Origin of the sequence: Acinetobacter sp. YH01010 (assembly GCF_013420775.1) — a bacterium.
GTDB classification, from domain to species: domain Bacteria; phylum Pseudomonadota; class Gammaproteobacteria; order Pseudomonadales; family Moraxellaceae; genus Acinetobacter; species Acinetobacter amyesii.
Window position 1 is genome coordinate 239,644 of sequence record NZ_VOYF01000001.1, and the last position, 25,888, is coordinate 265,531.

The 25,888-nt window shown below is 38.6% G+C and carries 23 protein-coding genes and 2 pseudogenes; 7 read left to right on the plus strand and 18 right to left on the minus strand.

Translation table 11 applies throughout. The features are described from left to right. Positions 1-3: 3 nt before the first annotated feature. Positions 4-1,095, minus strand: a complete 1,092-nt coding sequence (hisC, locus tag FTT77_RS01230) for a histidinol-phosphate transaminase (protein ID WP_078189092.1) — start codon at positions 1,093-1,095, stop codon at positions 4-6. Positions 1,096-1,164: 69 nt separating this feature from the next. Further along, positions 1,165-2,274 (minus strand): prephenate dehydratase, encoded by a 1,110-nt coding sequence (pheA, locus tag FTT77_RS01235; RefSeq protein WP_078194414.1) that lies wholly within the window; start codon positions 2,272-2,274, stop codon positions 1,165-1,167. A gap of 572 nt (positions 2,275-2,846) precedes the next feature. On the opposite strand from pheA, the gene FTT77_RS01240 reads away from it, so the two are divergent. Beyond that, positions 2,847-3,377 carry a DJ-1/PfpI family protein gene (locus FTT77_RS01240; RefSeq protein WP_078189095.1) on the plus strand — a complete coding sequence of 177 codons (531 nt, stop codon included), beginning with the start codon at positions 2,847-2,849 and terminating at the stop codon, positions 3,375-3,377. A 145-nt stretch (positions 3,378-3,522) separates the two neighbouring features. Here the strand turns inward: FTT77_RS01240 and FTT77_RS01245 are convergent, their stop codons facing one another. Together FTT77_RS01245 and FTT77_RS01250 are read right to left on the minus strand one after the other, a co-directional pair. After that, on the minus strand, positions 3,523-4,665 hold the full coding sequence (locus FTT77_RS01245; RefSeq protein WP_180020843.1) for an acyl-CoA dehydrogenase family protein: 1,143 nt from the start codon (positions 4,663-4,665) through the stop codon (positions 3,523-3,525). A gap of 171 nt (positions 4,666-4,836) precedes the next feature. Next, positions 4,837-6,183, minus strand: coding sequence for a dicarboxylate/amino acid:cation symporter (locus tag FTT77_RS01250; protein WP_180005246.1), 1,347 nt, complete (start codon positions 6,181-6,183; stop codon positions 4,837-4,839). A 408-nt stretch (positions 6,184-6,591) separates the two neighbouring features. Here FTT77_RS01250 and FTT77_RS01255 point away from each other — a divergent pair, with 408 nt between their 5' ends. Continuing rightward, a complete protein-coding gene (locus FTT77_RS01255) occupies positions 6,592-7,590 on the plus strand; it encodes a glycosyl transferase family protein (RefSeq protein WP_180009488.1) in 999 nt (332 codons plus the stop codon). A gap of 91 nt (positions 7,591-7,681) precedes the next feature. Here FTT77_RS01255 and FTT77_RS01260 read toward each other — a convergent pair whose 3' ends face one another. Continuing rightward, the gene (locus FTT77_RS01260) at positions 7,682-7,948 is read right to left on the minus strand and encodes a YeaC family protein (protein WP_078189099.1); all 267 of its coding nucleotides are present in this window, start codon (positions 7,946-7,948) and stop codon (positions 7,682-7,684) included. Positions 7,949-7,950: 2 nt separating this feature from the next. Then, positions 7,951-8,889, minus strand: a complete 939-nt coding sequence (locus tag FTT77_RS01265; protein WP_078189100.1) for an NAD(+) kinase — start codon at positions 8,887-8,889, stop codon at positions 7,951-7,953. A 152-nt stretch (positions 8,890-9,041) separates the two neighbouring features. Between FTT77_RS01265 and mrcB the strand changes: the two genes are divergently transcribed. Next, entirely contained in the window at positions 9,042-11,435 is a 2,394-nt protein-coding gene (gene mrcB, locus FTT77_RS01270) for a penicillin-binding protein 1B (protein WP_168379334.1), read from the plus strand. Further along, positions 11,377-11,994, plus strand: a complete 618-nt coding sequence (locus FTT77_RS01275) for a tetratricopeptide repeat protein (RefSeq protein ID WP_257220948.1) — start codon at positions 11,377-11,379, stop codon at positions 11,992-11,994. The genes mrcB and FTT77_RS01275 overlap by 59 nt, the downstream gene beginning before the upstream one ends. Positions 11,995-12,135: 141 nt before the next feature. Here FTT77_RS01275 and FTT77_RS01280 read toward each other — a convergent pair whose 3' ends face one another. Further along, on the minus strand, positions 12,136-13,035 hold the full coding sequence (locus FTT77_RS01280) for an NUDIX domain-containing protein (protein ID WP_180009489.1): 900 nt from the start codon (positions 13,033-13,035) through the stop codon (positions 12,136-12,138). A 147-nt stretch (positions 13,036-13,182) separates the two neighbouring features. Between FTT77_RS01280 and hemP the strand changes: the two genes are divergently transcribed. Continuing rightward, entirely contained in the window at positions 13,183-13,353 is a 171-nt protein-coding gene (gene hemP, locus FTT77_RS01285; protein WP_078189103.1) for a hemin uptake protein HemP, read from the plus strand. A gap of 197 nt (positions 13,354-13,550) precedes the next feature. Here the strand turns inward: hemP and FTT77_RS01290 are convergent, their stop codons facing one another. The 4 genes from FTT77_RS01290 to FTT77_RS01305 all read right to left on the minus strand — a co-directional run bounded on the left by FTT77_RS01290 (position 13,551) and on the right by FTT77_RS01305 (position 17,901). Then, complete coding sequence (locus FTT77_RS01290) at positions 13,551-14,870, minus strand: HAMP domain-containing sensor histidine kinase (protein ID WP_180009490.1); 1,320 nt, start codon at positions 14,868-14,870, stop codon at positions 13,551-13,553. A gap of 4 nt (positions 14,871-14,874) precedes the next feature. Beyond that, the gene (locus tag FTT77_RS01295; RefSeq protein ID WP_180009491.1) at positions 14,875-15,543 is read right to left on the minus strand and encodes a response regulator transcription factor; all 669 of its coding nucleotides are present in this window, start codon (positions 15,541-15,543) and stop codon (positions 14,875-14,877) included. A gap of 133 nt (positions 15,544-15,676) precedes the next feature. After that, positions 15,677-16,039: a NirD/YgiW/YdeI family stress tolerance protein gene (locus tag FTT77_RS01300; RefSeq protein WP_180108769.1), complete on the minus strand. Its 363-nt coding sequence runs from the start codon at positions 16,037-16,039 to the stop codon at positions 15,677-15,679. Between the two features lie 104 nt (positions 16,040-16,143). Then, positions 16,144-17,901: a GspE/PulE family protein gene (locus tag FTT77_RS01305; protein WP_180108770.1), complete on the minus strand. Its 1,758-nt coding sequence runs from the start codon at positions 17,899-17,901 to the stop codon at positions 16,144-16,146. A 210-nt stretch (positions 17,902-18,111) separates the two neighbouring features. Between FTT77_RS01305 and FTT77_RS01310 the strand changes: the two genes are divergently transcribed. Then, a complete protein-coding gene (locus tag FTT77_RS01310; RefSeq protein WP_168379329.1) occupies positions 18,112-19,125 on the plus strand; it encodes a hypothetical protein in 1,014 nt (337 codons plus the stop codon). A gap of 39 nt (positions 19,126-19,164) precedes the next feature. On the opposite strand, the gene tsaA is transcribed toward FTT77_RS01310, so the two are convergent. After that, the gene (gene tsaA, locus FTT77_RS01315) at positions 19,165-19,878 is read right to left on the minus strand and encodes a tRNA (N6-threonylcarbamoyladenosine(37)-N6)-methyltransferase TrmO (RefSeq protein ID WP_180005251.1); all 714 of its coding nucleotides are present in this window, start codon (positions 19,876-19,878) and stop codon (positions 19,165-19,167) included. A gap of 106 nt (positions 19,879-19,984) precedes the next feature. Between tsaA and FTT77_RS01320 the strand changes: the two genes are divergently transcribed. Further along, entirely contained in the window at positions 19,985-20,764 is a 780-nt protein-coding gene (locus FTT77_RS01320) for a ferredoxin--NADP reductase (RefSeq protein WP_078189109.1), read from the plus strand. Between the two features lie 73 nt (positions 20,765-20,837). Here FTT77_RS01320 and FTT77_RS01325 read toward each other — a convergent pair whose 3' ends face one another. From FTT77_RS01325 to FTT77_RS01345, 6 genes and pseudogenes are all read right to left on the minus strand, one after another. Next, complete coding sequence (locus FTT77_RS01325; protein ID WP_180027310.1) at positions 20,838-21,278, minus strand: hypothetical protein; 441 nt, start codon at positions 21,276-21,278, stop codon at positions 20,838-20,840. A 178-nt stretch (positions 21,279-21,456) separates the two neighbouring features. Further along, positions 21,457-21,588, minus strand: a pseudogene (locus FTT77_RS17310) (hypothetical protein); the annotation flags it as partial. A gap of 78 nt (positions 21,589-21,666) precedes the next feature. Then, complete coding sequence (locus FTT77_RS01330) at positions 21,667-22,428, minus strand: hypothetical protein (RefSeq protein WP_257223244.1); 762 nt, start codon at positions 22,426-22,428, stop codon at positions 21,667-21,669. 39 nt (positions 22,429-22,467) lie between these two features. After that, a complete protein-coding gene (locus FTT77_RS17315) occupies positions 22,468-23,079 on the minus strand; it encodes a DUF1911 domain-containing protein (RefSeq protein ID WP_257223246.1) in 612 nt (203 codons plus the stop codon). Between the two features lie 479 nt (positions 23,080-23,558). Then, positions 23,559-24,530 carry a PoNe immunity protein domain-containing protein gene (locus FTT77_RS01340; protein WP_180074081.1) on the minus strand — a complete coding sequence of 324 codons (972 nt, stop codon included), beginning with the start codon at positions 24,528-24,530 and terminating at the stop codon, positions 23,559-23,561. Positions 24,531-24,565: 35 nt separating this feature from the next. After that, positions 24,566-25,833: pseudogene (locus tag FTT77_RS01345) on the minus strand (type VI immunity family protein). Positions 25,834-25,888: the final 55 nt, after the last annotated feature.

The window sequence follows — 25,888 nt, forward strand, 5'->3', positions numbered from 1 at the left end:
GACTTAAGCTTTAGCCTCTAAGCCCAAAACTTTAGCCAATGCAGCTAAGAACTTAGCATTTTCAGCTTCAGTCCCAATTGATACACGTAAATGCTCAGGGATACCAACTGGACGAACAATCACACCTTCTTTTAATAAAGCATTGAACGTCTGTGCAGGATCTGCTTTTACATTTACTAAAATGAAGTTCGCACGTGAAGGCACATACGCTAAACCTAAAGCATCAAAGCCTGACTCAAGTTGAGCCATACCCGCTTTGTTCACTACGCGTGATTTTTCAATAAATGCTTCATCTTTAAGTGCAGCAACTGCAGCCACCATCGCAAGATGGTTCACGTTAAATGGTTGACGAATACGATTGAGGAAATCCGTCACTTCAACTGAAGCCAAGGCAAAACCAACACGTAACGCAGCCAAGCCATAACATTTTGACATGGTACGGCTCACAATTAAGTTTGCGTATTGATCTAAGAATTTCAAGCTGTTGAAGTTTTCTGGGAAATATTCCACATAAGCTTCATCTAAAACCACAATCACATTTGCAGGTACTTTTTGCATGAACGCTTCAAATTCAGCTTCTTCAAACCATGTACCTGTTGGATTATTTGGGTTCGCAATAAAAATCAATTTAGTATTGTCTTTAATTGCCGCAGCCATTGCATCTAGGTCATGTGAAAAACCTTTTGCAGGCACTTCAATCGCTTCAGCATTAATGGCTTGTGTCACCAGACCATACACAGCAAATGCGTGTTGGCTATACACCACAGAGTCTTGCTCTGAAACAAAAGCACGAGCGAAAATTTCTAGAAGATCGTTTGAACCATTACCCAACGTAATGCGGTCATGTGCAATACCAAATTGTTTTTCAACTTGGTCTTTCAAAATAAAACCGCCACCATCAGGATATCGACCAATTTCTGCAAGTTCAGCAGCAACCGCTTCTTTCACTTTGTCAGAACAACCCAATGGGTTTTCATTTGATGCGAGTTTTACGATATCTGTAATACCCAACTCACGCTCAAGTTCACTAATTGGTTTACCTGGTTGGTAAGGCTTTAGCTTTGCAATGCCTTCATTGGCTGGGACAAACGTCATTTTACACTTCCAGTTTTTTCAAATGATGAAGGTGATCAACTCCTGATGGAATTGATCACAGTTGTGATCTTAAAGAACAGCAATCGGATATGAACCCAATACACGAATTTCTTTTACTAACGGACGAATTTCTTCAATTGCCGCTTTCACGTTTTCTTGCTCAACATGACCTTCCAAGTCCACAAAGAATACATAAGCCCATTTTTCGGGTAATGCAGGACGTGTTTCGATACTTGTTAAGCTAATATTATGCTTGGCAAACGGTGCAAGAATTTCAAGTAAGGCCCCCGCACGGTCATGCGCAGAAATCAACAATGAAGTTTTATCATTGCCCGATTGCGGTACTTTCTCACGACCAATCACCAAGAAACGAGTAGTATTTTCAGGATTGTCTTCAATATTGCTATGCAAAATTTCAAGGTTGTAAATGTTTGCAGCGACTTCAGAAGCAATTGCTGCTGAGTGCCATTCATTGCGAATACGGCGTGCAGCTTCTGCATTTGAACTGAGTGCAACACGTTCTACACCCGGATAATGTGCATCTAACCAACCACGGCATTGCGCCAAAGTTTGTTGATGAGCATAAATTTGTTTAATGCTGTCTTTACGTGTGTTTTCAGACACTAGGAACTGGTGATGAATACGCAGCTCCACTTCACCAATAACATTCAGATGTGAAGATTTGAAGCAATCTAGGGTGTGGTTCACTACCCCTTCAGATGAGTTCTCTACAGGCACAAGACCATAGTGCGCACTGCCTGCTTCTACTTCGCGGAATACTTCATCAATCGTTGGAAGAGGGCGAACAACAGCGTCTTGACCAAAGTGTTTCAACACCGCCGAATGTGTATATGTCCCAACTGGACCTAAGAACGCAATACTTTGCGGTGCTTCAAGAGCTAAACAAGCCGACATGATCTCACGGAATAAACGTGCCATTGTCACATCAGACAATGGGCCTTCGTTACGATCCATAACTTTACGTAAAACTTGCGCTTCACGTTCAGGACGATAAAACAATGGATTCTCTTCTGCAGCAAATTTTGCTTTTGCCACAGCTTCAGCTAGTTTCGCACGACGGTTGATAAGTTGTTGAATCTGCATATCAACAGAGTCGATATCTTCACGAATTTGAGCTAAGTCCAGAGAAGTCGGAGTGTTTTGATCATCGTTGATCATTGTTATGTCGCCCTTCAAAAAAATTTTGCAAACAGTATAACAATAGTTAGCTTTCAAATGTTGCGCAATACGACTTTGATGGTTTCAGCCTTAAAAACATACAGTTGATTAAAGCTTCATCAGCTTAACTTAAGAGCCAAAACAGCCAAACTGATAGGTAAAGCCATAATTAAGGCAAATCTTACCTTTTGACGGCTTTATTGATCATTCATCTTGAGCAGCACAATAAATAGCCCTTCTCTTTTCCTCCAAATTTGCCTCAGATCCATCTCCTTGTATAAGCCCATCAATCAATTTGTTTCATTGGTCATTTCAGTTTTAAATTTTGCTCTCAATACTTGAAGCAAAATAAAAATTTCAAAACTTGGTTTTCATGGCATAGAAATAATTTGAAACTTAAAGATGATCTATATAAACACTTGGTCATTGATCGTTTTTTCAGTGACTTAATAGGCACTTTCATCTAGTGTTTACAGTCATTGACGCATTTATTACAAAAGACACAGGTAATTCTTATCATTGCTTTGTAGTCTAAATATCAGAAAAAAAATAACAGCCCCATAGGTACAAGTATGCACAAGAAAATTGCAGTGTTAGTGACCTACGATTTTGAAGATATTGAGTATCTTGAGCCTGTGGAGGCCTTTCGAGCCGCTCGGCACAGCATTATCAATATCGAAGATCAGGTTGGAAAAATCGTTTACGGCATTAAACGCCGTTCCCAGATCACCATTGACCAAAGTATCGACGATGCCTCTGTGCATGATTTTGATGCCTTATTTATTCCCGGCGGTTATTCCCCAGAGAAACTCGCTTTAGATGACCGTTTTATCTATTTTGTACGTAATTTTGCAGATAGCCAAAAGCCGATCTTGAGCAGTTGCCATGGTCCACAGTTGTTACTAGAAGCTGGTGTCATACAAGGTCGCCATTTCGCCCAATCTGAAACACTTAAATCCGCTTTGTTAAACGCAGGTGTGGTGGTGTCGGATCAATCGGTTGTGAATGATAATAACCTATATATATCGTCTCGCAGTACTTTAGATACACCTGAATTTATTGAAGTCTGTTTGCAAGTTTTGGGGCAACCGTCATTATCATAGGTTTCAAAATATTCACGCAAAATTAAACACACAATCTAATTCAAATAAGCAAATCTATAGAAATACATCGTCTCTATAGAAATACATCCTAAAAAAAATAGCGAAGTCTTCACTTCGCTATTTTAATTTCAGCCTGATAAATTGTTTATCGACCTAAAATACTTCGTGCCACGATTTCTTTCATAATTTCATTGGTGCCACCGTAGATTTGCTGAATACGTGCATCGACAAAGAAACGTGAAATTGGATATTCGGTCATATAACCATAGCCACCAAATAATTGAAGTAGATTATGGGCCACTTTCATTTGCATATCGGTAGAAAAGCTCTTGAGTGCTGCTGCAGTTTCAACATCAAGTTTGCCTTGCATATAAAGTTCAACATTTTGATTATAAAATGCCGCTGTAGCCAATTCGTCAATCTTAGCCTGTGCCAAGACAAAACGAGTATTTTGGAACTGTCCGATCGCCTGTCCGAACGCTTGTCGCTCTTTAACATACTGCGTTGCCACATCAATGGAACCGCGAATCGCACCAATTGCAGTCGAGGCAATTGCGGTACGTTCACGCGGTAACTCTTGCATCAAGTAAGCAAAGCCTTGTCCAGCTTGACCCAAAAGTTGCTCTTTTGGCACTTTGACGTTGTCATAAAACAACTCTGAAGTGTCTTGCGCATGCAGACCAATTTTGTCGAGGTTGGTACCTTTCTTAAATCCATCCAAATGTGTATCGACTAAAAGTAATGACACACCTTTGGCACGTGCTTGTGGATCAGTTTTCGCAGCCAATACCACAAGGTCTGCATGTTGACCATTTGAAATAAAAGTTTTCGAGCCATTGAGCAGATAATGATCACCCTGCAAAATTGCACTACTGCGCATAGACTGCAAGTCCGAACCTGCTCCCGGCTCTGTCATACCAATAGCACCGACCACCTCACCTGTGACCATTTTCGGTAACCAATATTGTTTTTGTTCTTCTGAACCAATGTGCAAAATATAAGGCGCTGCAATTTCAGAATGGCATGAAATACCTGTCGATAATGCACTAAAACCTGCGCGAGCAGATTCTTCAACTAACATCAGTGAATAATGCGTTGGGACGCCATAGCCGCCATATTCTTCAGGCACATCGACACATAAAAAGCCATTTTCACCCAAGGCATTCCATACTGATCGCGGCATAATGCCTTCACGTTCCCATTGCTCATAATGTGGTGCGACATGCTCTGCCATAAAACGGCGAAAGTTATCTCGAAATAATTCTAAGTCTGCATCATAAGCCAGCATGTGTTTCTTCCTTGGTTAAGTTTGTTGTTTTGTTGAACTCCATCCTATTGCAGTTTAGAACGGCCGTCATGCCCAAAAACTAAAGCGTTCAAATTTGGCTTTAGTCCTGCATTAAAAAAGGAAGCCGAAGCTTCCTTTTTAAATGACATCTTTTACATCACAGCATCTGCCTTAGGCATGATGTGCATTGCCTTCTTCTTGCATCTGACGGTCAATTTCTTCAGGGTTTGCCAAAGCAAAATCCAGTTTTTCTTTGTCTAATTGACCCACCCATTTCGCAACCACAATCGTTGCCAAAGAGTTACCTACAAGGTTCGTTAATGCACGTGCTTCTGACATGAAACGGTCAATACCAAGAATTAATGCCAAACCTGCAACAGGAATATGACCCACAGCAGACAATGTTGCAGCCATCACAATAAAGCCTGAACCCGTCACACCCGCAGCACCCTTAGATGAAATGAGTAGAACCAACAACAACGTGATCTGATGCGAAATATCAAGCGGTGTATTGGTCGCTTGTGCAATAAAGATTGCTGCCATGGTCAGGTAAATAGACGTACCATCTAGGTTAAATGAATAACCTGTTGGAATAACAAGGCCCACTACAGATTTTTCTGCACCAGCAAGTTCGAGTTTTTTCAACATACGTGGCAGTACAGATTCAGAAGAAGACGTACCCAGTACGATCAGTAACTCTTCGCGAATCATACGAATCATTTTGAGGATACTGAAACCGCAAATACGTGCAATTGAGCCAAGTACAAGGAAAATAAACAGCAAACAGGTAATATAGAAGCAGATGATCAATTGACCCAATTGCGCCAAACTACCAATACCATATTTACCAATGGTATAAGCCATCGCACCGAAGGCACCAATTGGCGCAAGCTTCATGATCATGTTTACAATGTTAAAGAATACATGTGCAATTTGATCAATAAACTTCAATACAGGCTTACCTGCATCACCAAGTTTATGCAATGCAAAACCAAATAATAAGGCAAATAATAGAACTTGAAGAATCTCACCCTCAGCAAACGCACCAACAACGGTGTTTGGGATGATATTCATAAAAAATTCTTGGGTAGATTGTGCTGCACCAGATTCAACATATTTAGAAATACCTGCAGTATCTAAAGATGCTGGATCTACGTTCATGCCTACACCAGGTTTTGCAATATTAATCACTGCAAGACCGATAATGAGTGCGATGGTCGAAACGATTTCGAAGTATAGTAAAGCGACCCCACCTGTCTTACCCACAGATTTCATGCTTTCCATACCTGCAATACCACTTACCACGGTACAGAAGATCACAGGTGCAATAATCATTTTAATCAGCTTGATGAAACCTTGTCCTAGTGGATAGAACAATTCACCCCAGCCTTTTACGTATTGCTCGGTACCATTGATAATTTGCGTGCCACTTGGTGAGAAATGCCCCACCAAAACACCCGCAATAATGGCAACGATCACTTGAAAATATAGTGACTTATAAATTGGTTTTTTAGCCATGACATTACTTCACGATATATTTCTGCTTCAAAGAAATATTCAGTTTTTGTCTATTTTCAAAAAATAAACAGCCCAAAACCCCTTTGTCTTCGACAAAAGAGCACCAAAGGTATTTGACTTAGCCAAATACAGAAAAACGAAATATGTATGGTGATTAAATAATCACATCAGGACCTGATATAAAATCAGCGCATTGATCAGGAGATGAAACACATACTAAAGTAGGTTAAATTTTACCTGTTTTTTAATGGCTTGTTCTGCCACAAATGTTAATTTCGGTTAAATAATAGACCGAGATCATTAGACGATAGTCTAAAGACATCCTTTTTTAAACCTGTTATCAGGCTGAAAAATACCAACTATAGAAGTAAACTATCCTTAAGTCCTAATTTTAAGCCCAGTATTTGCATGAACAATAAACGAAATATTTACAAAGATTTTGAACATCCTTTTGCGCAATTTGTCCGTATCGTGGGTAAAGGTAAAAATGGCGCACGTTCTCTCACTTATGATGAAGCCTACCAAGCGTTCAGCATGATCTTAAAAGATGAGGTTTTAGACGTTCAATTGGGCGCTTTCTTGATGTTATTGCGTGTAAAAGAAGAATCTGTCGATGAACTGACAGGCTTTGTCCAAGCCACACGTGATCAGCTCAAGTTTAAAAAGCTTGATGTCGATTTAGATTGGTCATCTTATGCAGGTAAACGCAAACATTATCCTTGGTTTTTATTGGCCGCATTAACGCTGGCAAAACACGGCTACAATGTCGTAATGCATGGCGCTTCAGGTCATACCATTAACCGCCTTTATACAGAACAAGTATTAGAGTATTTGGGTTTTCCTATTTGCCAAAATGATACAGATGTGGAACAGCAGCTTATACAACGTCATTTTGCTTATATTCCGCTCGACGTCATTTCGCCAATACTCAGTGATCTAATTTCACTGCGCAATGTGATGGGTTTGCGTTCCCCAATTCACACCCTTGCCCGCCTAATAAATCCGTTTAATGCCAAAGCCACCATGCAAGCGATTTTCCACCCAGCCTATCGTGGATCACACCAACGTGCGGCATTCCAATTGGGTTATCAAAATAGTGCTGTCATTAAGGGTGAAGGTGGTGAATTCGAACGTAACCCCGATGCAAAAACCTTAATTTGTGGCATCAAGGATGGTGAAATGTATGAACATGAATTGCCTAAACTTACGGACAACCGCAGTCCCGTCGAAGAAGAACTCGATTTGGCCGTCTTTAAAGCCGTTTGGGACGGTCAACAGGTACATGAATATGGTGAAATCGCAGTCATCGAAACCATGGGAATTGCACTGTATACCATGGGTGCCGTCGCAAGTTTTGATGAAGCGATGCAAACTGCCAAAACCATGTGGGCAAATCGTCACGCTTAAATAAGCAGATATGAAGCAACAAATTTAGGCATGCATCAGCCAATAAAAAAGCCAGCATTAAGCTGGCTTTTTCAATCAGAAAGAAAACGGATTAAACGAAACGAATCGGCTTGAACTCAGGTTCTTCCACATGCGAGTCGCAATGCTCATCTTCTTCTTTGGTCCCACGGTCGATATAACCGCTACGCTCATCTTCTGGCAAATGTTTAATTTCCCATGCATACACCGCTTGCATACAAATTTGACGTTGTTCTTGAGTCAGCGCTACGCCATTTGGCCATTTACCAATTTCAATTGCCGTTTTTAATCGACCAACAATTTCAGGATCGAGTACGGCAAGCATCTGTTCAATATTCATAATTAATCCTGCTTTAATGAGTCAAAATCTTGGTTCCAGCCTAGCTTGGTACGACATGCCATATAGAAGTCATAACCAGGTGGATGTAATAAGTTGAGCTTAAATGGATGTTTGCGGATATGTAAACTATCGCCTACACCCAATGATACACTGTGTTGACCATCGGCACTGACCATTGGTAAAACACGGTTTTCACGAATCAAAATTTTAATTTCACTTTGTCCGCCCACGACAATCGGACGTGACGACAAAGTATGAGGATGCATTGGCACTAAGGCAATCGCATCCATACTTGGGTGGACAATCGGACCACCACCAGATAATGCATAAGCTGTAGAGCCAGTTGGTGTCGAAACAATTAAACCATCACTGTGTTGGCGGTATACATATTGCCCATCAATATTCAGTTCAAAGTCGATCATATGTACCGATTTACCTGAATGCAGCACAATATCATTTAAAGCCACAGCATCGTAAATCGACTCACCTTTCGAGCGAATTTCCATTTCCAGCAAGAAACGTCGATCCAACTGAAACTCACCTTTGAGCACTTGATCTAACTTAAAAATCACTTCTGTTGGTTTGATATCGGTCAGGAAGCCCAAACGACCACGGTTCACCCCAATCACAGGGGTATTATATTTCACCAAGGCACGTGCAGCATGAAGCAATGAACCATCACCGCCGACTACGATCACCAAATCGACGACTTCTCCCAATAAATTACGGCTGACCGTCTGAGTATTATTATAGGGAACCAGCTGCGCTGTTTGCGTATCAAATACAGGATGTAATCCCAAACTCAAAATATGATCGTGGATCAAACATAGGGTTTCGATCACTGATGATTTGTCTGGACGACCAATCAACCCAATGTTTCGAAATGATTTATGTGAAATTTGCACCTGCGCTTTTGCTCCGCTTCGCCTCATTGGTATCATATCACTAACAGAAATGATTTAAAAAAACTTTAAAGTTTCGACTTTAGTGAAGTAGCTTCCAATATTTTGCATACATATAACAGTTTAAATATTGCAAAATACTGAAAAGCTTCGCATGATTAGCAAAATTTCTCAGGGTCTTATCACTATTTATGAAGTCTGAACGTGGCATAGGCATAATTGCACTGATTTTTTCGCTGTTGATTATCGGCGGATTTCTCGTGTTCAGCATTTATCTTATTCGTCTAGATAATATTGTACGGGATAAATTCGAAGGTCAACGTTGGGACATTCCAGCCAAGGTATTTGCTCGTCCTTTAGAAATTTATACTAATGCGCCTGTGAGCCAAGCAGACCTCAACCAAGAACTGAAACTTTTGGGTTATAACGCTCAAGATAGCTATGCGAAAACAGGGAGTTACGTTACTTCTGGCAATGTAACCTATATCCATACGCGTGGTTTTGACTTTGGTGATAGTGTCGACCCTGAACAAGTCCTTAAAGTGACCTTTGGTGAAGATCAAATCACTGAAGTGAGTGCAACCAAGCCTTCAAGCAGTGGTATTGCCCGCTTAGAGCCGATGTTAATTGGTGGTATTTATCCTCAGCACAATGAAGACCGTGTGCTGATTAAACTTGATAAAGTGCCTAAGCCTTTAATCCAAGCTTTAATTGCTACCGAAGACCGTAATTTCTATCAGCATCATGGTATTTCGATTCGTGGTACAGCACGTGCCATTGTGAGTAATGTCACAGGTGGTAAACGTCAAGGTGGTTCGACCCTCACTCAGCAATTGGTGAAAAATTTTTATTTATCGCCTGAGAGAACCATTAAGCGTAAGGCCAACGAAGCCTTAATGGCCATGCTGATTGAACTTCACTATGACAAAGATGAAATTCTTGAAGCTTATTTAAACGAAGTGAACTTAGGTCAAAACGGTAACTATTCCATCAATGGTTATGGTTTAGCCTCACAATTCTATTTTGGTTTACCCCTACGTGAACTAAATATTGCTCAGCAGGCTTATTTAGTCGGTTTGGTACAAGGCCCGACCCTATTTAATCCGTGGAAAAACCCTGAAGGTGCGATTAAACGCCGTAATATTGTGTTAAACAATATGGTAGTGATGGGCTATTTAACTCAGGAACAATATGAAACTGAGTCAGCGCGTCCATTAAATGTCATTACTAAACCAACATTGGGCCCTTCTCGCTTCCCTGACTATATGGATATCGTGCGTCGTCAATTGCGTACCGAATACCAAGAAAGCGATTTGACCAATCAAGGTCTGCGTATTTTCACCGCGATGGACCCGATTGCTCAAACTCGTGTACAAACTGCATTTAAAGAATCTGTGGCACGTTTAAGTAATGCCAATCCAGCACGCTTGAAAGAATTACAAGGCGCGGTACTGGTGTCTCATCCTGAAAATGGTGAATTGGTTTCAGCAGTCGGTTCAACGCAGGACTTTACTGGCTTTAACCGTACAATGGATGCTAAACGTCAAGTCGGTTCATTGCTAAAACCTGTGATTTACCTCAGTGCGATAGAATCAAACCGTTATAACTGGGCGAGTCAAATCGAAGACAGTCCTATCAGCATTCAAAGTGATGGCAAAGCTTGGACACCGAAAAACTATAGTGGTGGTGCACATGGTGTCGTACCAATGGTCGATGCCCTATCAAACTCTTATAACCTCTCTGCGGTACGCTTAGGTCAAGAGTTCGGTATGTCGACTTTTATTAACCATCTGAAAAAGTTTGGTGTGACTTCTAATATTCCAAGCTACCCTTCGATTTACCTTGGTGCTATCGATATGTCACCGATGGAAGTGATGAGTGTGTATGGCAACTTTGCAACCGGTGGCTTCAAATATCCAGTGAAAGCTATTCGTTCAGTGGTCGATGCCAATGGTCGTTTATTAGATCGTTATAGCTTAACGGTACAACCGACTATTGCACCTGATGCAGCCTTTATCTTGAACTATGGTTTACAACAAGTCATGAGTTCAGGGACAGGCCGTTCTGCTTATGCATCATTACCAGCTTCACTCAAACTTGCAGGTAAATCAGGGACAACAAATGATACGCGTGACTCATGGTTTGCAGGTTATTCAGGTAATTATTTAAGTGTGGTTTGGTTAGGTTTAGACAACAACAAAGTTACAGGCTTAACGGGTTCGTCAGGAGCACTTCCGGTTTGGACCAATGTCATGAAGCAGTTACGTCAAAAGCCAGTTAATTTACGTCAACCAGACAGCGTACAGTGGCATTGGTTAGACCGTTATTCAGGTAATTTATCTGCACAGCATTGTACAGGTGCGATGTATATTCCTCTGTCGCGCAACTCTATTCCAAATCAAGCGACGGCATGTGGTTCGACACAATATGAAGTAGAACCTTACACAGTTGATACTGAAGAGACGCAGCCAACTCAGGAACAAAATGATAGTTTAGGTGACTACATTCGTGAAAGTGATGTCGATAATGATCAGGGTTCATCTGATCAACCTCGCATCATCTCAAGTGGAGAGTATACAAATTAAATTGCAAAACATTAAAGTTTTAAAAACGTTCAGTATTCTGAGCGTTTTGACGATCATTTTGGCTGGTTGCCAAACCATAGTCGAACCTGAGCAAAAGCCGCCTGCTCCACCTGAAAAAAAGGCAGATATCCATGACTCTTCTGGGGTCATTATTACGCCATATGACCATCCAGAAATTAAACGTCAACGCATCGTTATTCCTGAGCAGAAAACCCAAATTCAAAAGTTTGATGATGGTCGTGACTTACCTGCATTCAAAAAATTGATGCAAACTACGCAAACCGCTTATGCCAATGGAAAATGGAATGAAGCTGAAAGTGCTGCAACTCAAGCACAGCGTTTGGCACCACAATCTGCGGAAACTTTTTTATATTTGGCAATGATCGCCAATCGAAAAAATCAACCTGCGAATGCAGAATCGTTGGCACTGCGTGGATTAAGCTATGCTCAAACCAAGCCGATGAAACAACAGCTTTGGAATGTTGTTTTAAAAGCTGGTCAAATGCAAAAGAAAAGCAGCACCATTCAAAAAGCACAACAAGCAATTAAAGCTCTTTAAGCACCCCGTAAAAAAGCTTGATCTTAATTGAGATCAGGCTTTTTTATTTAAAACATACTAAAAGTAAGCTTATTTCCAATAGTTACTTTAAGTCTAAAATATCGACTTTAAATACAAATTTAATTCAATACACACTTTAATTTAAAAACTGCGAATACCTGCCACCCCATAAGCATGATGTTGCTGTGAAATAGACAATAATTCAGGACGCATGCCACCTAAAGCAAAAACAGGGATTTCTATGCCTCGTGCAATCTCAGAAAAATGCGCCCATCCCATACCTTGCGCCTCTGGATGACTTTGTGTCGCCAGAACTGGGCTCATAAAAATAGCCTCACAGCCAATTTTTTGCGCATGCAGCGCAGAAACTTGATCATGACAAGCTGCGATATAGCGCTTCCCAAGCTGTAAATCACCTTTATTTTTTTTCAGCAATTGGTGCTGCTTAAGATGTAAAGCCGAAATATGTGCTTGCACCTCTGTAGAGAGTAATGACCATAGATCTTCATTAATTATCAGTTGTTTTAAAATCACGGTAGGTAATTGATTTAATGCCTCTGCATTTTCTGCGCTGGCATCGACTCGCCAATAATACAACAGCGTCTCTTTAAGCGTTTCAAGTGTTGGTAAATCGGCGGTGATTTTGATCTGTTGCTGCCAATATAAACGCTGCAAAATAGCTTGATTGGCCTTTGGAAAATTCAAACTCATGAGTTGTTGACGCGAATACCAGGCCCATGGCTTTTGGATTTCATTCAGCAACGCATGCGGGACGGTGGCATGAAATAAATGTAATTTCACAATGACATCATCATATTCATGTTGAATAAAATCAAAAGCATGCCAGTCATGTAAACCAATTCCAACCTCTTCAAAAATTTCACGACGACAAGCCTGTTCAGGACTTTCACCCTGCTCGACTTTACCGCCCGGAAACTCATGTTTATTGCCCTGATGTTGTTTTGCTTCACGCCAACCCACCAGTACTTTGTCTTGATGCAATAAAATCGCAATGGCGACATCGATTTGCGGTTTAGACATAGTTCCCTGCTCTCTACTCTGTTCCAATTGATATCTAAGTGTAAGCAAATTTATCTTTTTTATAAAATCCTAAAATTACCGTTGACAGGCCTATTCGATAATGATTATCATTTAAACCATTCAGAAATACACCACGGAGTCGACGGAATGAACGCACCATTTAGCCTTTTTACTCGTAGCAATGAAGCACACCACTCACTGCCAATGCTACATTCAAACAACCTTTTTGCTTTAGGACGTGAAATTCGCATTATGCATGCAGGTGAAGAATATCGACTACGTTTAACACGAAATAATCGCCTTATTTTGACCAAATAATTTCTGATAAAAATAATAATTATCAGCGCAATAAAAATAATCGTGGACACAAGCAGTAAGCCATTCGCTTACTGCTTTTTTAAGTTTTGTACTTAGTTAAATTAAGTTTTATAGCTACTCAAACTTAATTTAAATCGCAACACTCATCTTCCTCTCACAACACTCTTTCGCTAAATTCCTTAGAGCAAATCGTGTTTTTAACGGATTGGAAAAGTGAGTTGTACCTTTAAGCCACCAAGTTCAGATGCATCCACATTTAAATGGCCTTGATGTAACTGTACAATTTTTTGGGCAATTGAAATACCTAAACCTGAACCTTGCGTCTTCGTTCCCAATACACGGTAAAATCGCTCGCCAATGCGTTGCAATTCTGCGACTGTCAGTCCCGCACCTTGATTTTCAATCGTCCAAACCGCCTGCTGTGCTGTTACCGTTAAATCAATCTTTACCTGTCCTTGCTCAGGACTATAGCGAATTGCGTTATCGACTAAATTGCGTAGACAGCTAAACATCAACTCTGGGTTCATAGCAAACTGTACAGACTGGGTCTGTAGCTTCAATTCGATCTGTTTTTCTTCAATAAAAGGCTGTAAAGCGTCAAAGACTTGTAAACTCAGCTGTTCTAAGTCTTCTTGTTTTTTATCTAATTGCTCCGATTGCGTCGGGTCGAGCCGTGCCAAAATCAGTAGATTTTCCAACACGCGCGTTCCTCGATTAACATCGTGCTGTATGCTCAATAAATCCTGCTGAATGTCGGGATATTTTCGTTTTAATACCTGAAGTCGCATTTGAATCGCAGACAGCGGTGAGCGTAATTCATGTGAAGCATCGGATGTAAAGCGTTGTTCCGCCTCTAAGGCTTGATCTAATCGACTTAATAAAAAATTCAGCTGTGTTTGGATCGGCTCTAGTTCTTGTAATACAGGTTCAGGTAAGACAATGGCTTGTAAGTCATCTACATTTTTTTCAGCGATTTGTTTTGAAAAAAGCTGTAAAACTTTCAATTGACGTTTAATCAAAATATGCAGTAATAGCCATTGGATCAACCAGACAATCAACAGAATCCCTGCATAGCCTAGTACGCTTTGCAGCGTTTCTCTGAGCCGTGTTTTCATCGGTTGAATGATTTGTACGCTTAATCCATCGTCCTGAAGTGCATAGCTACGCCAAAGCGCGCCTTCTCTCCATTGATAATGCAACCCTTGTTTTAAATTGGGCTGATGTTCAAATGCTGTGTGTTGTTCCGATGTGGTTAAGACTTGCGACCCTTGCATGAGTTGATATTGCATATCAAACTCTTCACTCAGCTCATCTATTTGTTCGTCTTGCTTCAGCGTGAGATCAGTAGCAGTGAGCATGTCAGCCACTTCGTCCATCAGGGCATCATGTACACTCATGATGTGATAAAGACCAAATCCCAACATCAGACACAGGGAGATTGCTCCCGCCCAAATTGCACTGAGCAGTGAGGTTTTAATCAGTTGCGACTGTAAGGAAATGCTTTTTTTATCACTCATAGACTTAACTTTGTTGTGGAAGATTCATGCGATAACCCAAACCTCTTAAGGTTTTGATGTAATCACTGCCAATCTTCTTACGCAATTGGTAAATAAAAACTTCGATCGCATTACTTTCAACTTCATCCCCCCAAGCATAGAGTGATTCTTCGAGTTGGCTACGCGTCATAATATGCTCAGGATTTAACATCATCTTATGCAAGATTTGATATTCACGCGATGTCAGCGTAATCAATTCCGCATTTTTACGCAGCGTTTTGGCTTGTACATCTAAACTTAAATCCCCGAAAGTCAGAGAATTATCACGCTGTTGATGATGCAAGCGTAATTGGGCACGTACCCTTGCTGACAACTCTTCCAAGCTAAAGGGTTTTACCAAATAATCATGAGCACCCAGATCTAAACCTTCTACACGATCTGCAATACTGTCCCGAGCAGTAATGAATAAAACTGGTGTAAGCGGATGCAACTGTACGATACGTTTTAAAATTTCATCACCAGTTACTTTTGGTAAGCCACGATCTAAAAGTATGCAATCATATTGATGTTGTTCTAAAGCCAAAATAGCGTGATCGCCGCGATCAACCCAATCGACACTGTAGCCATCCATTTCAAGCCATGTTTTTATACTGTCTGCTTGGGAAGCATCATCTTCTGCCAATAAAATTCGCATCTTACCTACCCTATTTCTATGGTCACGACTTCAGTGTATCGAACTTTTGCTCATATCTGCTCATAACATAAAAAAACCACAGCAAGCCGTGGTTTTTTTCATGGAGCAGCACTGTAATGAATAACAGGCTAAATTAAAATTTTACTTGATCGACATCAACTTCAACGCGTTTCGTCGGTTTGTAATCAATGTCGATTTCTCCAATGAGCGTTACCGGTGTTTTAGCTGAAATTGCTTTGCCTTGCCAAAGTTCATCATCAATATCCACTGTAATGCTGCCTGTGCTATCGCGGAACTGATATTTTTCATCACCCATCGATTTTACAACATAACCTTTCAATTGAACTTTACTGTCATCTTTTAAGCCTAAGGCATGTTTCACAGATGTGGTTTTCATCGGTGCAACAGCTGTTTGATTAACTGCTGTATTCGCGACTGCAACCGATGCCACACCTGCAAATGTTAAACCACATACCAATTGAGTGAATGTTTTCATCTTCGGTCTCTCTTACTTTGTCTATTTCGATAGCGCTATTTAAACAAAGCAAGATGAGTCGAATCTTAAGCTGCAAAGACGTTTTTATTTATTTGATCGAACCATTAGTTAAGCGGTACGACACGCAGAACTTCTTCTAAAGTCGTCACCCCTGCAAGTACTTTACGCGCACCTGCAATTCGTAATGGTTCGACATGCTCTTTACGTGCCTGTGTACGTAATTGGGTTAAATCTGCATTGGCACCAATCAATTGCTTGGTTTCAATACTGAGCGGCATAAATTCATAAATCCCCACACGGCCTTTATAACCCGTTTGACGACATTCATCACAGCCCACCGCCTCGTAGACAAAATCAGGCATTTGAATCGCATAATCAAAGGTCAAATGTTTCCACTCTTGTTCATTGATAAAAGTCTCACGCTTACAATGTGGACAGAGTTGACGAACTAGACGTTGTGCCAGAACCCCTAAAATGGTCGCTGCCGTTAAAAAAGGCTGAATCCCCAGATCATGTAATCGAGTCAAACTGGATGGTGCATCATTGGTATGTAAAGTTGAAAGCACCAAATGACCTGTTAATGCAGCTTGGATCGCCATATTTGCCGTATCATGATCTCGGATCTCCCCGACCATGATAATGTCAGGGTCTTGACGCATTAAAGCCCGTACACCATCGGCAAAGCCCAGATCAATCCCTGTATTCACCTGCATTTGGTTAAAGCTTGGCTCTAACATCTCAATCGGGTCTTCAATGGTGCAGACATTCACTTCTTCAGTTGCTAATTGTTTGAGCGATGAATAAAGCGTGGTGGTTTTACCTGAACCCGTCGGACCGGTCACTAAAATAATACCGTGACTATGACTGGTTAATGCTTTCCAATCATCCAACAGACGCCCTTCAAAACCGAGCTGTTGGAAGCTACGTACCAAGACTTCAGGGTCAAAAATACGCATAACCAACTTTTCACCAAAGGCCGTTGGCAGCGTCGATAAACGTAGCTCAGTTTCTTGTCCTTTGGGTGTACGGGTTTTTAAACGTCCATCTTGCGGCTTACGCTTTTCCGCCACATTCATCCGACCTAAGATCTTAATTCGCGAGACCACGGCTGTCAGGGTATTTGCGGGCATGTTGTAGATGGTATGTAATACCCCATCGATACGAAAACGCACCTTTCCTGTATCCTTACGCGGCTCGAGGTGAATATCACTTGCACCTTGTTCGAAGGCAAACTGTAAGACCCAATCGACAAGCTTCACAATATGCTGATCATTGGCATCTGGATTTTGTGTATCACCTAATTGTAATAGCGCTTCAACGCCTTTATTTTCACGGTCATAACTCGATGATTTTTGCGAATTACTGACCGCACGACTCACTTGGTAATATTCAACCAAATATCGCTGTAGTTGATCTGGACTGAGTAATACACGCTGAATCTTGCGTGGTAATACCGTTCTTTCTAAATTGGCAATCCATTCATTTTTATAAGGTTGATCCGTTGCAATCAACACATGCTCATTTTGTAATTCCACCGCTAAAATGCGATTTCGTACTGCAAATTCCTGCGACATAATGGCTGTCAGTGCAGGCACATCAGCTTTTAAAGGATCGATAATATAAAACGGTACACCTGACTTTTCTGCCAACCATTGACAGAGTCTATTAAGTGTTAAGGTAGACTGCGGATGACTCTGATCGACTAAATTAAAATTGGCAATCCATTGTAAAGGATGCCATTTCAACTGCTCACGCTGACGGTGCGTGGTTTGAATCAGCATTTTGTCCCGTTCAGTAATACGTCCATCTTTTTGTAATTGGTCTAAACACCAAGAAGTGTCAATTTCAAAATTAAAAGTCATTGTTCTATGTTCCCCAAACATAGGTTCACTATAACAAAACCAGCTGATTAAAACGCAATATTTTTTACTTAAATTATTAAGAAAAATTTAACTTAAATCATTAATTTTAATTAGTTAATTTTTAACATTCCCTTTTTTATGTTTTTCTATACTATATGCAACAGTCACAAATAATAGTGACGTAATTCATAATTTATTAAAGAGGGTAACATGAAATTTAAAATTTTAAGCCTAGCCATTTTTAGTTCCTTAATTCTAAGCGCTTGCGGCGGCGGCTCTTCAGACAATAGTTCTACTTCATCTGAAACTGGATCAGGAAATGGAGCTGAAACTAGTTCCGAAAATAATAAATGGTCAATCTACTCATCATCATATTGGGATGGAAGCGACAATTTATTCGAAAAAACACATTTCAATATTCAAAATAATACTATTTATTTCAATGTTGATTATTTAAGCAATAACAATGAAAATTATGACTTGAAATGGATAATTTCTGATTATTTAACAGACGAAGGCCTTTATACACCAGTGCTGAACAAAACCGAATATGGTTATAAATTTGCCAATTTAATTTCTAAAAATGATAGCCAATGGATTTTCACACCAGCATCTAGTCAAAACTTCAATGGTCTGAAACTGACTCAAAATTTCGAAGTGGTAAATTTAACAGGTAAAGAAATTGGCTATTACGTAGACACATTTAATTATCTTTCAGGTGCAGATACTACGTTAGCAACGAAGTTGGGCACATTCCCTAGTTTCTATTATTCAAAATTAAAAGGAAAAACTTTTCCTCAAGGTTCAACTTGCTTAAGACTGAAAACATCATCAAGTTCAAAAAATTATGTTGAACTCCTTGGTGACAACATTAATGGTTTTGATCCTACTGAATATTTAGATGACGGTTATACCATCCAAAACATAGCTTCTTATCCAGTTTATATTTCGAAAAATCAACCTGTAAATTATGATTTTGATGCTTATGTGCAGTTTAATCAAAATTATCGTTATGGCTCATACTATAAATCAGGGACCACTTACACATTGGCTAATGATATTAAAGACTATCAAGCTGACTTAGATGAGGCGATTCAAAATTATGGAAAGGATAGCCTGGAAGCAAAAGTTGAAACTAACTATGTAGAAGCAATCAAAAATGAATGCTCGCTATTTAACAATATCGCTAGTACTGAAATTGATAAATACTCTAAATTAAAGTAATTCGATTTCAAAAAAGATCAGGTTTAAAACCTGATCTTTTTAACTACTTAGAATTTCGTGTACGACTATTTTATTAGTGTCTACGCAAAAACGCACATTACAACCGCCAAACAACATGCCATATATACGTTCAACATCATGCTGATAAGCAGGACGTGGATCTAAACTCAATACTTGTTCCAGTTCTGCTGTTAATTGTTCGGTTAAATTGCCATTATTCAAAAATACCTGTTTTTGTTGCTCAGCGTGCTCTGACCAAATCACAGATTTTCTTTCTGGCTCATCCTGCGCATAACCGCTTTGCGCATCCATAACTGCATCTGAATATTGAATATAGGGTTTGATATCTAAAATTGGTGTTCCATCCAACAAATCACTACCGACAACATAGACACGTACCGATTTTCCGACTTTTTTCACCCCTTTGAGCTGCACAACCGACAAGCCCATAGGTGACGGTCGGTACATACTTCGTGTCGCAAATACCCCGATTTTTTGATTACCACCTAAACGCGGAGGACGAACTTGCGGACGAAATTTTGTCGAATCTGCATTTTTATTTTCATGAAACTGCCAAATCAGCCAAAGATGACTAAAATCATCAATCCCTTCGAAAGCCAATAAATCGTTATAAGGTTCCACCATTTCAATATAAGATTCGACTTGCACCAAATTCGGCTGACGTGGAATACCAAATTTTTCTCGGTAGGGAGATTTCATATACCCGATAATTGGCATTTTAAGCTCAGACATAATCACTTTTTCTGATAAGTTCAATTAAATATATTCAGTTTATCGAGAATGATTTTAGATTAGAATAGTAAGCTGTTCTAATTTGATAATTTTATTGAGACCTTTAATGGCTGCTTTTAACGTCGAAAAGATTACTCACGTCCACCATTGGAATGACACTTTATTCTCTTTTAAAACCACTCGCGATACTGCGTTACGTTTTAAAAACGGTCAATTTGTGATGATCGGCCTTGAAGTAAATGGTAAGCCTTTAATGCGCGCTTATTCTATTGCAAGCGCAAACTATGAAGAAGAATTAGAGTTTTTCTCTATTAAAGTTCCAGATGGTCCTTTAACGTCTATTTTACAAAAAGTAAAAGTTGGCGATGAAATTTTAGTATCTAAAAAACCTACAGGTACGTTGGTTCTAGATGACTTAAACCCTGGTAAAAACTTATACCTACTTTCTTCAGGTACAGGTCTTGCACCGTTCCTTTCTGTAATTCGTGACCCTGAAACTTACGAACGTTTTGAAAAAATCATCGTTGTACATGGTACACGTTTCATTTCGGAATTGGCTTATCAAGATTTAATCTTAGATGAAATTCCTAACCACGAATTCTTTGGTGAATTAGGCGCGAAAGAAAAATTGGTTTACTACCCTACGGTAACTCGTGAAGAATTCCATACTCAGGGCCGTGTAACTACTGCCATTGAATCTGGTCAACTTTTCGAAAAAATTGGTCTTCCACGTTTCAACCCTGAAACTGACCGCGCAATGCTTTGCGGTTCACCTGCATTCCTAGACGACGTTGCTGCCCTGCTTGACCAGCACGGCCTGAAAGAATCTCCTAAGATGGGCGTTCTAGGCGACTACGTGATCGAACGTGCATTCGTTGAAAAATAATTAGCTGTAAATTAAAAAGCGCATCTCATCATGCGCTTTTTTTTTATCTATATGCCACTAATGACTGATACAGCTATTTTTCTTCTTTTACCTTCAATTCATCAATAATTTTTGCTCTCCACTCTAAACCTTTCTCAGTAGCATCAGGTAATTCATTCGATAAATTAATTTCCACACTGTCATCTGGATATATATGTACAGCTAAATATTTTTTATCTTTTAAATTTTCATTCGTCAATGTGGGGACATTGGTTGCAATATGCTTTTTAGAGCTATTACCTTCTCCCCATTTAATATATTGAGCTCCTGTTATCACTGCTGATCTTTTCGTTCCACTACCTAGCCCTCCACCTAGCTCCTCTCCATTTAATTCAACAATATAAGGAATATAACTTGCATCATAACCATAAGATGTTGTCGTCAACACATAAGTTTTTGTTGAATGAGTATTACACCCTATTAAACTCATTGCTGAAAGCATAATAAACATTAAATTCGTTTTTAAAACTTTCATCATTATCCTTTAAAAAATATTGGGTTTTAATTTATTTAATTAAAAATAATAATCAAAGAAAATTAAAAATATTATCCATTAGAAACGAATAACCAAAAGGAAATTTTATCCTATTTATCACCATCAAGCTGCCAGTACACATACCCATCCATTCCAACATACCTCGAATGGCATCTACTTATTCAGTCAGATACCAAATCGTAAGACCCCAAGGGTTATCTTTAATCTCAGGCATATCTTCTCCTTGATTAAAATGGCGTTTTTCCATGTTATTCGCAGGACTATACCATTCACCTGTTTTAGGGCAAATTTAACCAAATCTTTTGGATAAATCATATGTGTTATTTCGCTATCATTTATCAACACACATCAGACAACACAAATCATTTCAGCTTCGATCAGTAAACTTGCCCCCTTCATTTGCGACTCTTTCAATCAAGTACCAATCTGTTTTCTCATAATATGTTTCATAAGTTTCTGGATCTATTGTAGTGGGAATTACACTACCAAAACCTCTATCATCTTCATTACTATGAGCCATAAATTCTATTCGGTTCGGCACAAATTCGGAAATATATAAATCTGTTATCGCAACTTTTTCATTCGATTTTACTTTAATACTTTGATTTATACGATAAATGGGATATGACACAGGAATATTAATTTTTGAAATATCAAATATTTCATCAACAATACTTTCTTGATTCCAATACGTTGGATAGGTATTTTCAATAATGAATGCCTCGGCCTTAGCCTTTGTATAAAAATCCCAACATTCTTTCACATTTTCATGAGGTAGTTCATCCATCCATTTTTTTGAAAACTCACTCATACCTTTGTCATTCGATCGAATCTCTGATGCGCAATCTAAATATGTTAGATCGCCTTCTTTTATTCTTATATAAGCAAAATCTAAAGTATCCATGGTTTTTCTTAAAAGCGGTAAAACCGTCCCTCCCCAATTGATGTCAACTTGCTCTGGCATTGGAAAATCCAGATAATTATAGGGTAGATTTCTCATATAAACGACAAACAGCAATTCCAAACGATCTAAAAAAGATTGATAGTTATTTCTCATGCTATAAAAAAATTCTTTAGAACTAAAATGTTCTAATAAATATAAAAATTTAGGATCGATTTTAAAATTCATATTCAGCCTAAAATTAATGCCCCGAAGGGCATGTTTTATTTATTCCTCACCATTAAAATACCAGTACACTTCACCCCAATCTGTTCCAGAAAGTGTTGGTAAGATTTCACCTCTTAACACATGAACGCGTGAATCCACTTGTACTGGGGTTGTCCAATAGCCCGTTTTTGGGGATTTTTCGCCAGCTTTGACTTTTATTACAGTTAGATTCTCTTGGGTTACTTCAGATTGAGTATTATTTTTACGAGCCCATGCAACTATATCTTTAGGATAGAATAAATGCTTGTGTAGAGGAGTGTCATCCAAATCTAGTAAATAAACAAGAGCTGCTGCTTCAAAAGACCAATAACCACAATATTTTAGTTCTTCTGCAGGCTCTAGATGACTATTAAACCAAAGTGCATTTTTATTCATTTGATACCAATCAGCTAAGTATTCATCTAAATATTTAACAGCAGTTTCTTTATTATTTTTAACTAGCACATTATCAATCACATCACATAATTTTGAATAACCTAATGCAAATAAATTTCCTTCGTTAAATGTTGGATGTGAAGGATCATTAAGTTTAAAAAATTTATTAATAACCTCATCTTCACACGTATGACTTTCACCCTCACCATTGACTAATGAATGTATACGATCAAACAAATCATTTCGATTAAATAAAAAAGCCAGACCAAGTATATTTAACGTTTCATTTTGAGTTGGAATGACAGAAGGTTTTTTTGACTTATGGAAGATAGCTAAGGCTTCAGATTGTTTTTCAAAGCCTTCTATAACTTTTTCAAATAAGGGTATAACTTCCCCTATAGATTTTCCTGCTGTGTATACAAGGTAAAGTAGAAAAGAATAATCATGTGTTATTAAATTCCATCTTCTTTTTTCGCCGCAATTATACTCATCATCCTCAAATGCATCACTTTCTTTCTAAAAATCAACGTCTTCTATATAAAAATCATAGGCACTTTTATAATAGTCTTCAGTTAGAAAAATCTGTCTTTTATATTTATCGAAACTCATATTAATCCTAAAATTAATGCCACGAAGGGTATGTTTTATTTATTCTTCACAATCAAACTGCCAGTACACATCCCCACCCATTCCAAAATGCCCCGAATGGCATCTATTTATTCAGTTAGATACCAAATCGTTAATCCCCAAGGGTTATCTTTAATCTCAGGCATATCTTCTCCTTGATTAAAATGACGTTTTTCCATGTTATTCGCAGGACTATACCATTCACCTGTTTTAAGGCAAATTTGACCTGCTTCGCATTTTAATGTTTTTGTACTTGGATTACTTATATCCTTCTCGCAAGGTACAAATTCTCGGGCAAATTTAACCAAATCTTTTGGATAAATCATATGTGTTATTTCACTATCATCTAAATCTAGCAAATAAACGTAAGCAGCAGCTTCTATAGCCCAATAGCCAAAATAACCTCCATTTTCCATTTTATGTAAGTCATACCATGGAGCACTTTCAAATGCGGGATACCATAATTTCAAATATTCCTGTATATCCCGAATACTCTCTTGTTTAGTATCTCTATATTTACTAAAAATTAATGGGCGATATGGATTATCAAAAAACCATTGATCCACATCATATCTATCTGCCAACTCAAATGATAAAAAGTCCTCATACAGTGTATCTAATTGGTCTGTTTGCTCATGGTAAATTTTGTCCTGCATCGCTGCAATACGAGGTAATAAGTCCCTTCTGTGTAATAGATAACACAGTCCTATCAACTGCATACATCTTTCGTACTCATCTATAGCTGTAAAATAAAATGGTGCCCAATCTTCATCCTCCTCGTCTTTGCGCAAGGCTATTGTATATTCTTCATATTTCGTAATTACATCTTCTAATTGAATTCTAAGTGTAGAAATATCAAACCCAGCAGTAAAATTTAGACTTAATAAATCATAAGAATGTAGTGATAAGTAATAATCTAATCTTCTTATATCAGATGGACTGTCTTCATATATTTTTTTACTTTCTAAAATTTCAATGGGTAATTCTTTTAAAAATATATTTACTCTATTGTAAACTTCATCTGTTAAAAATAATTGTCTTTTCTTTTTATCAAAAATCATTCTTATTCCAAAAATAATGCCCCGAAGGGCATAAATCATTCTTCACCATCAAACTGCCAGTACACATCACCCCAATCACTTTCAAAATCAGGGAATATATCACCTTGTTTAAAATATTGACGTGAGTTTTCTTTAGCAAAAGTATACCAATATCCTGCGTGAGGACATGGGCTACCGGCAATAACAATATCTATTCTTTCTGGTTCTTGAACTTCAACTTTCACTCGTTTTAATTCAGGCCAAGTGCTGTCTTCATCAAATCGTGCAATCCATTGCTTTGAACTTACGGCATCAAAACGTGGATTTGGATCATCTGACCACGCATCTAAAGTGGTCAGTTTTAAGTTATCACAACGTATCGGTTTAATTAGTTCATTTGCCATCACCAATAAATCAGGAACACCTTCTTCAACTGGATAAAGTGAAAGCTCTCCCAAACGTATCCATAAGCTGTATTTTGTTGAATCTTCTAGGTCTATAATTTTAGTAATTTCAATTCGTGGATCATCCAGTTTTTCACGAATTTGTTCTTCACTCAAGCCTAGTTTCTCTAGCCAGTAGGGAGAAAGTAAAAAGCACCATGTTGGGGTACGAATACCGCCACCTAAACCATCCCGATCTTCTGCAATAAACATATTTTCATGAGAAAACTCCATACCAGGATGATCAATATCGAGCCCGTAAAAATAATCCGTGAAAGTCCGTTCAACTGTTTCAAATTCAGGAGAAACAAATGCAAATTGACTTGTGTTTCCAATTTCATATCCACTATATGCTTGAATTGGGTTAAGCATTTCTAGACATTTTTGAACAAATGAGTACCAAATATCTTTATTGGATCTATACCATTGATCACCAAAAGTTAATTTTAGACTAGAATAGCGCTCACTAGAGTCTCTAATCTTTGCACTTAAAGCCCAACGTGGACTTTGATCTTGAGATTGTGCAGATGTTGCACCTAAATAGTAAATGAAATATTTTTTATAAATTTTTGCCATTTCAGCTGATATTTCTTCACGACTTCTAATCCATGAAATTGCCTTTTTCCAAACTTCAGTATCACATCGAAATCTTAAATGAAATGGCTTATCAATTATTTCGAATTCAAATTTCTCATAAATATCAATTACTTTTATCAAAAATTCTTGCGCATTTGTTTTTTTTGATCAATATAAAATGTAATATAAGGGCAAACTCCGAACTCTTTTTTTTCTTCCCCATAAATTATTGATGTATCAAGAGGAATATCTCGAACTAATTCTTCTATTTCCTCATCATTTAAATAAACTTGTGCTGTGCTCATAAAATATTCTTTTAATTAATACTTCTTTTTTTAGAGATCCAATATTATCAAGTCC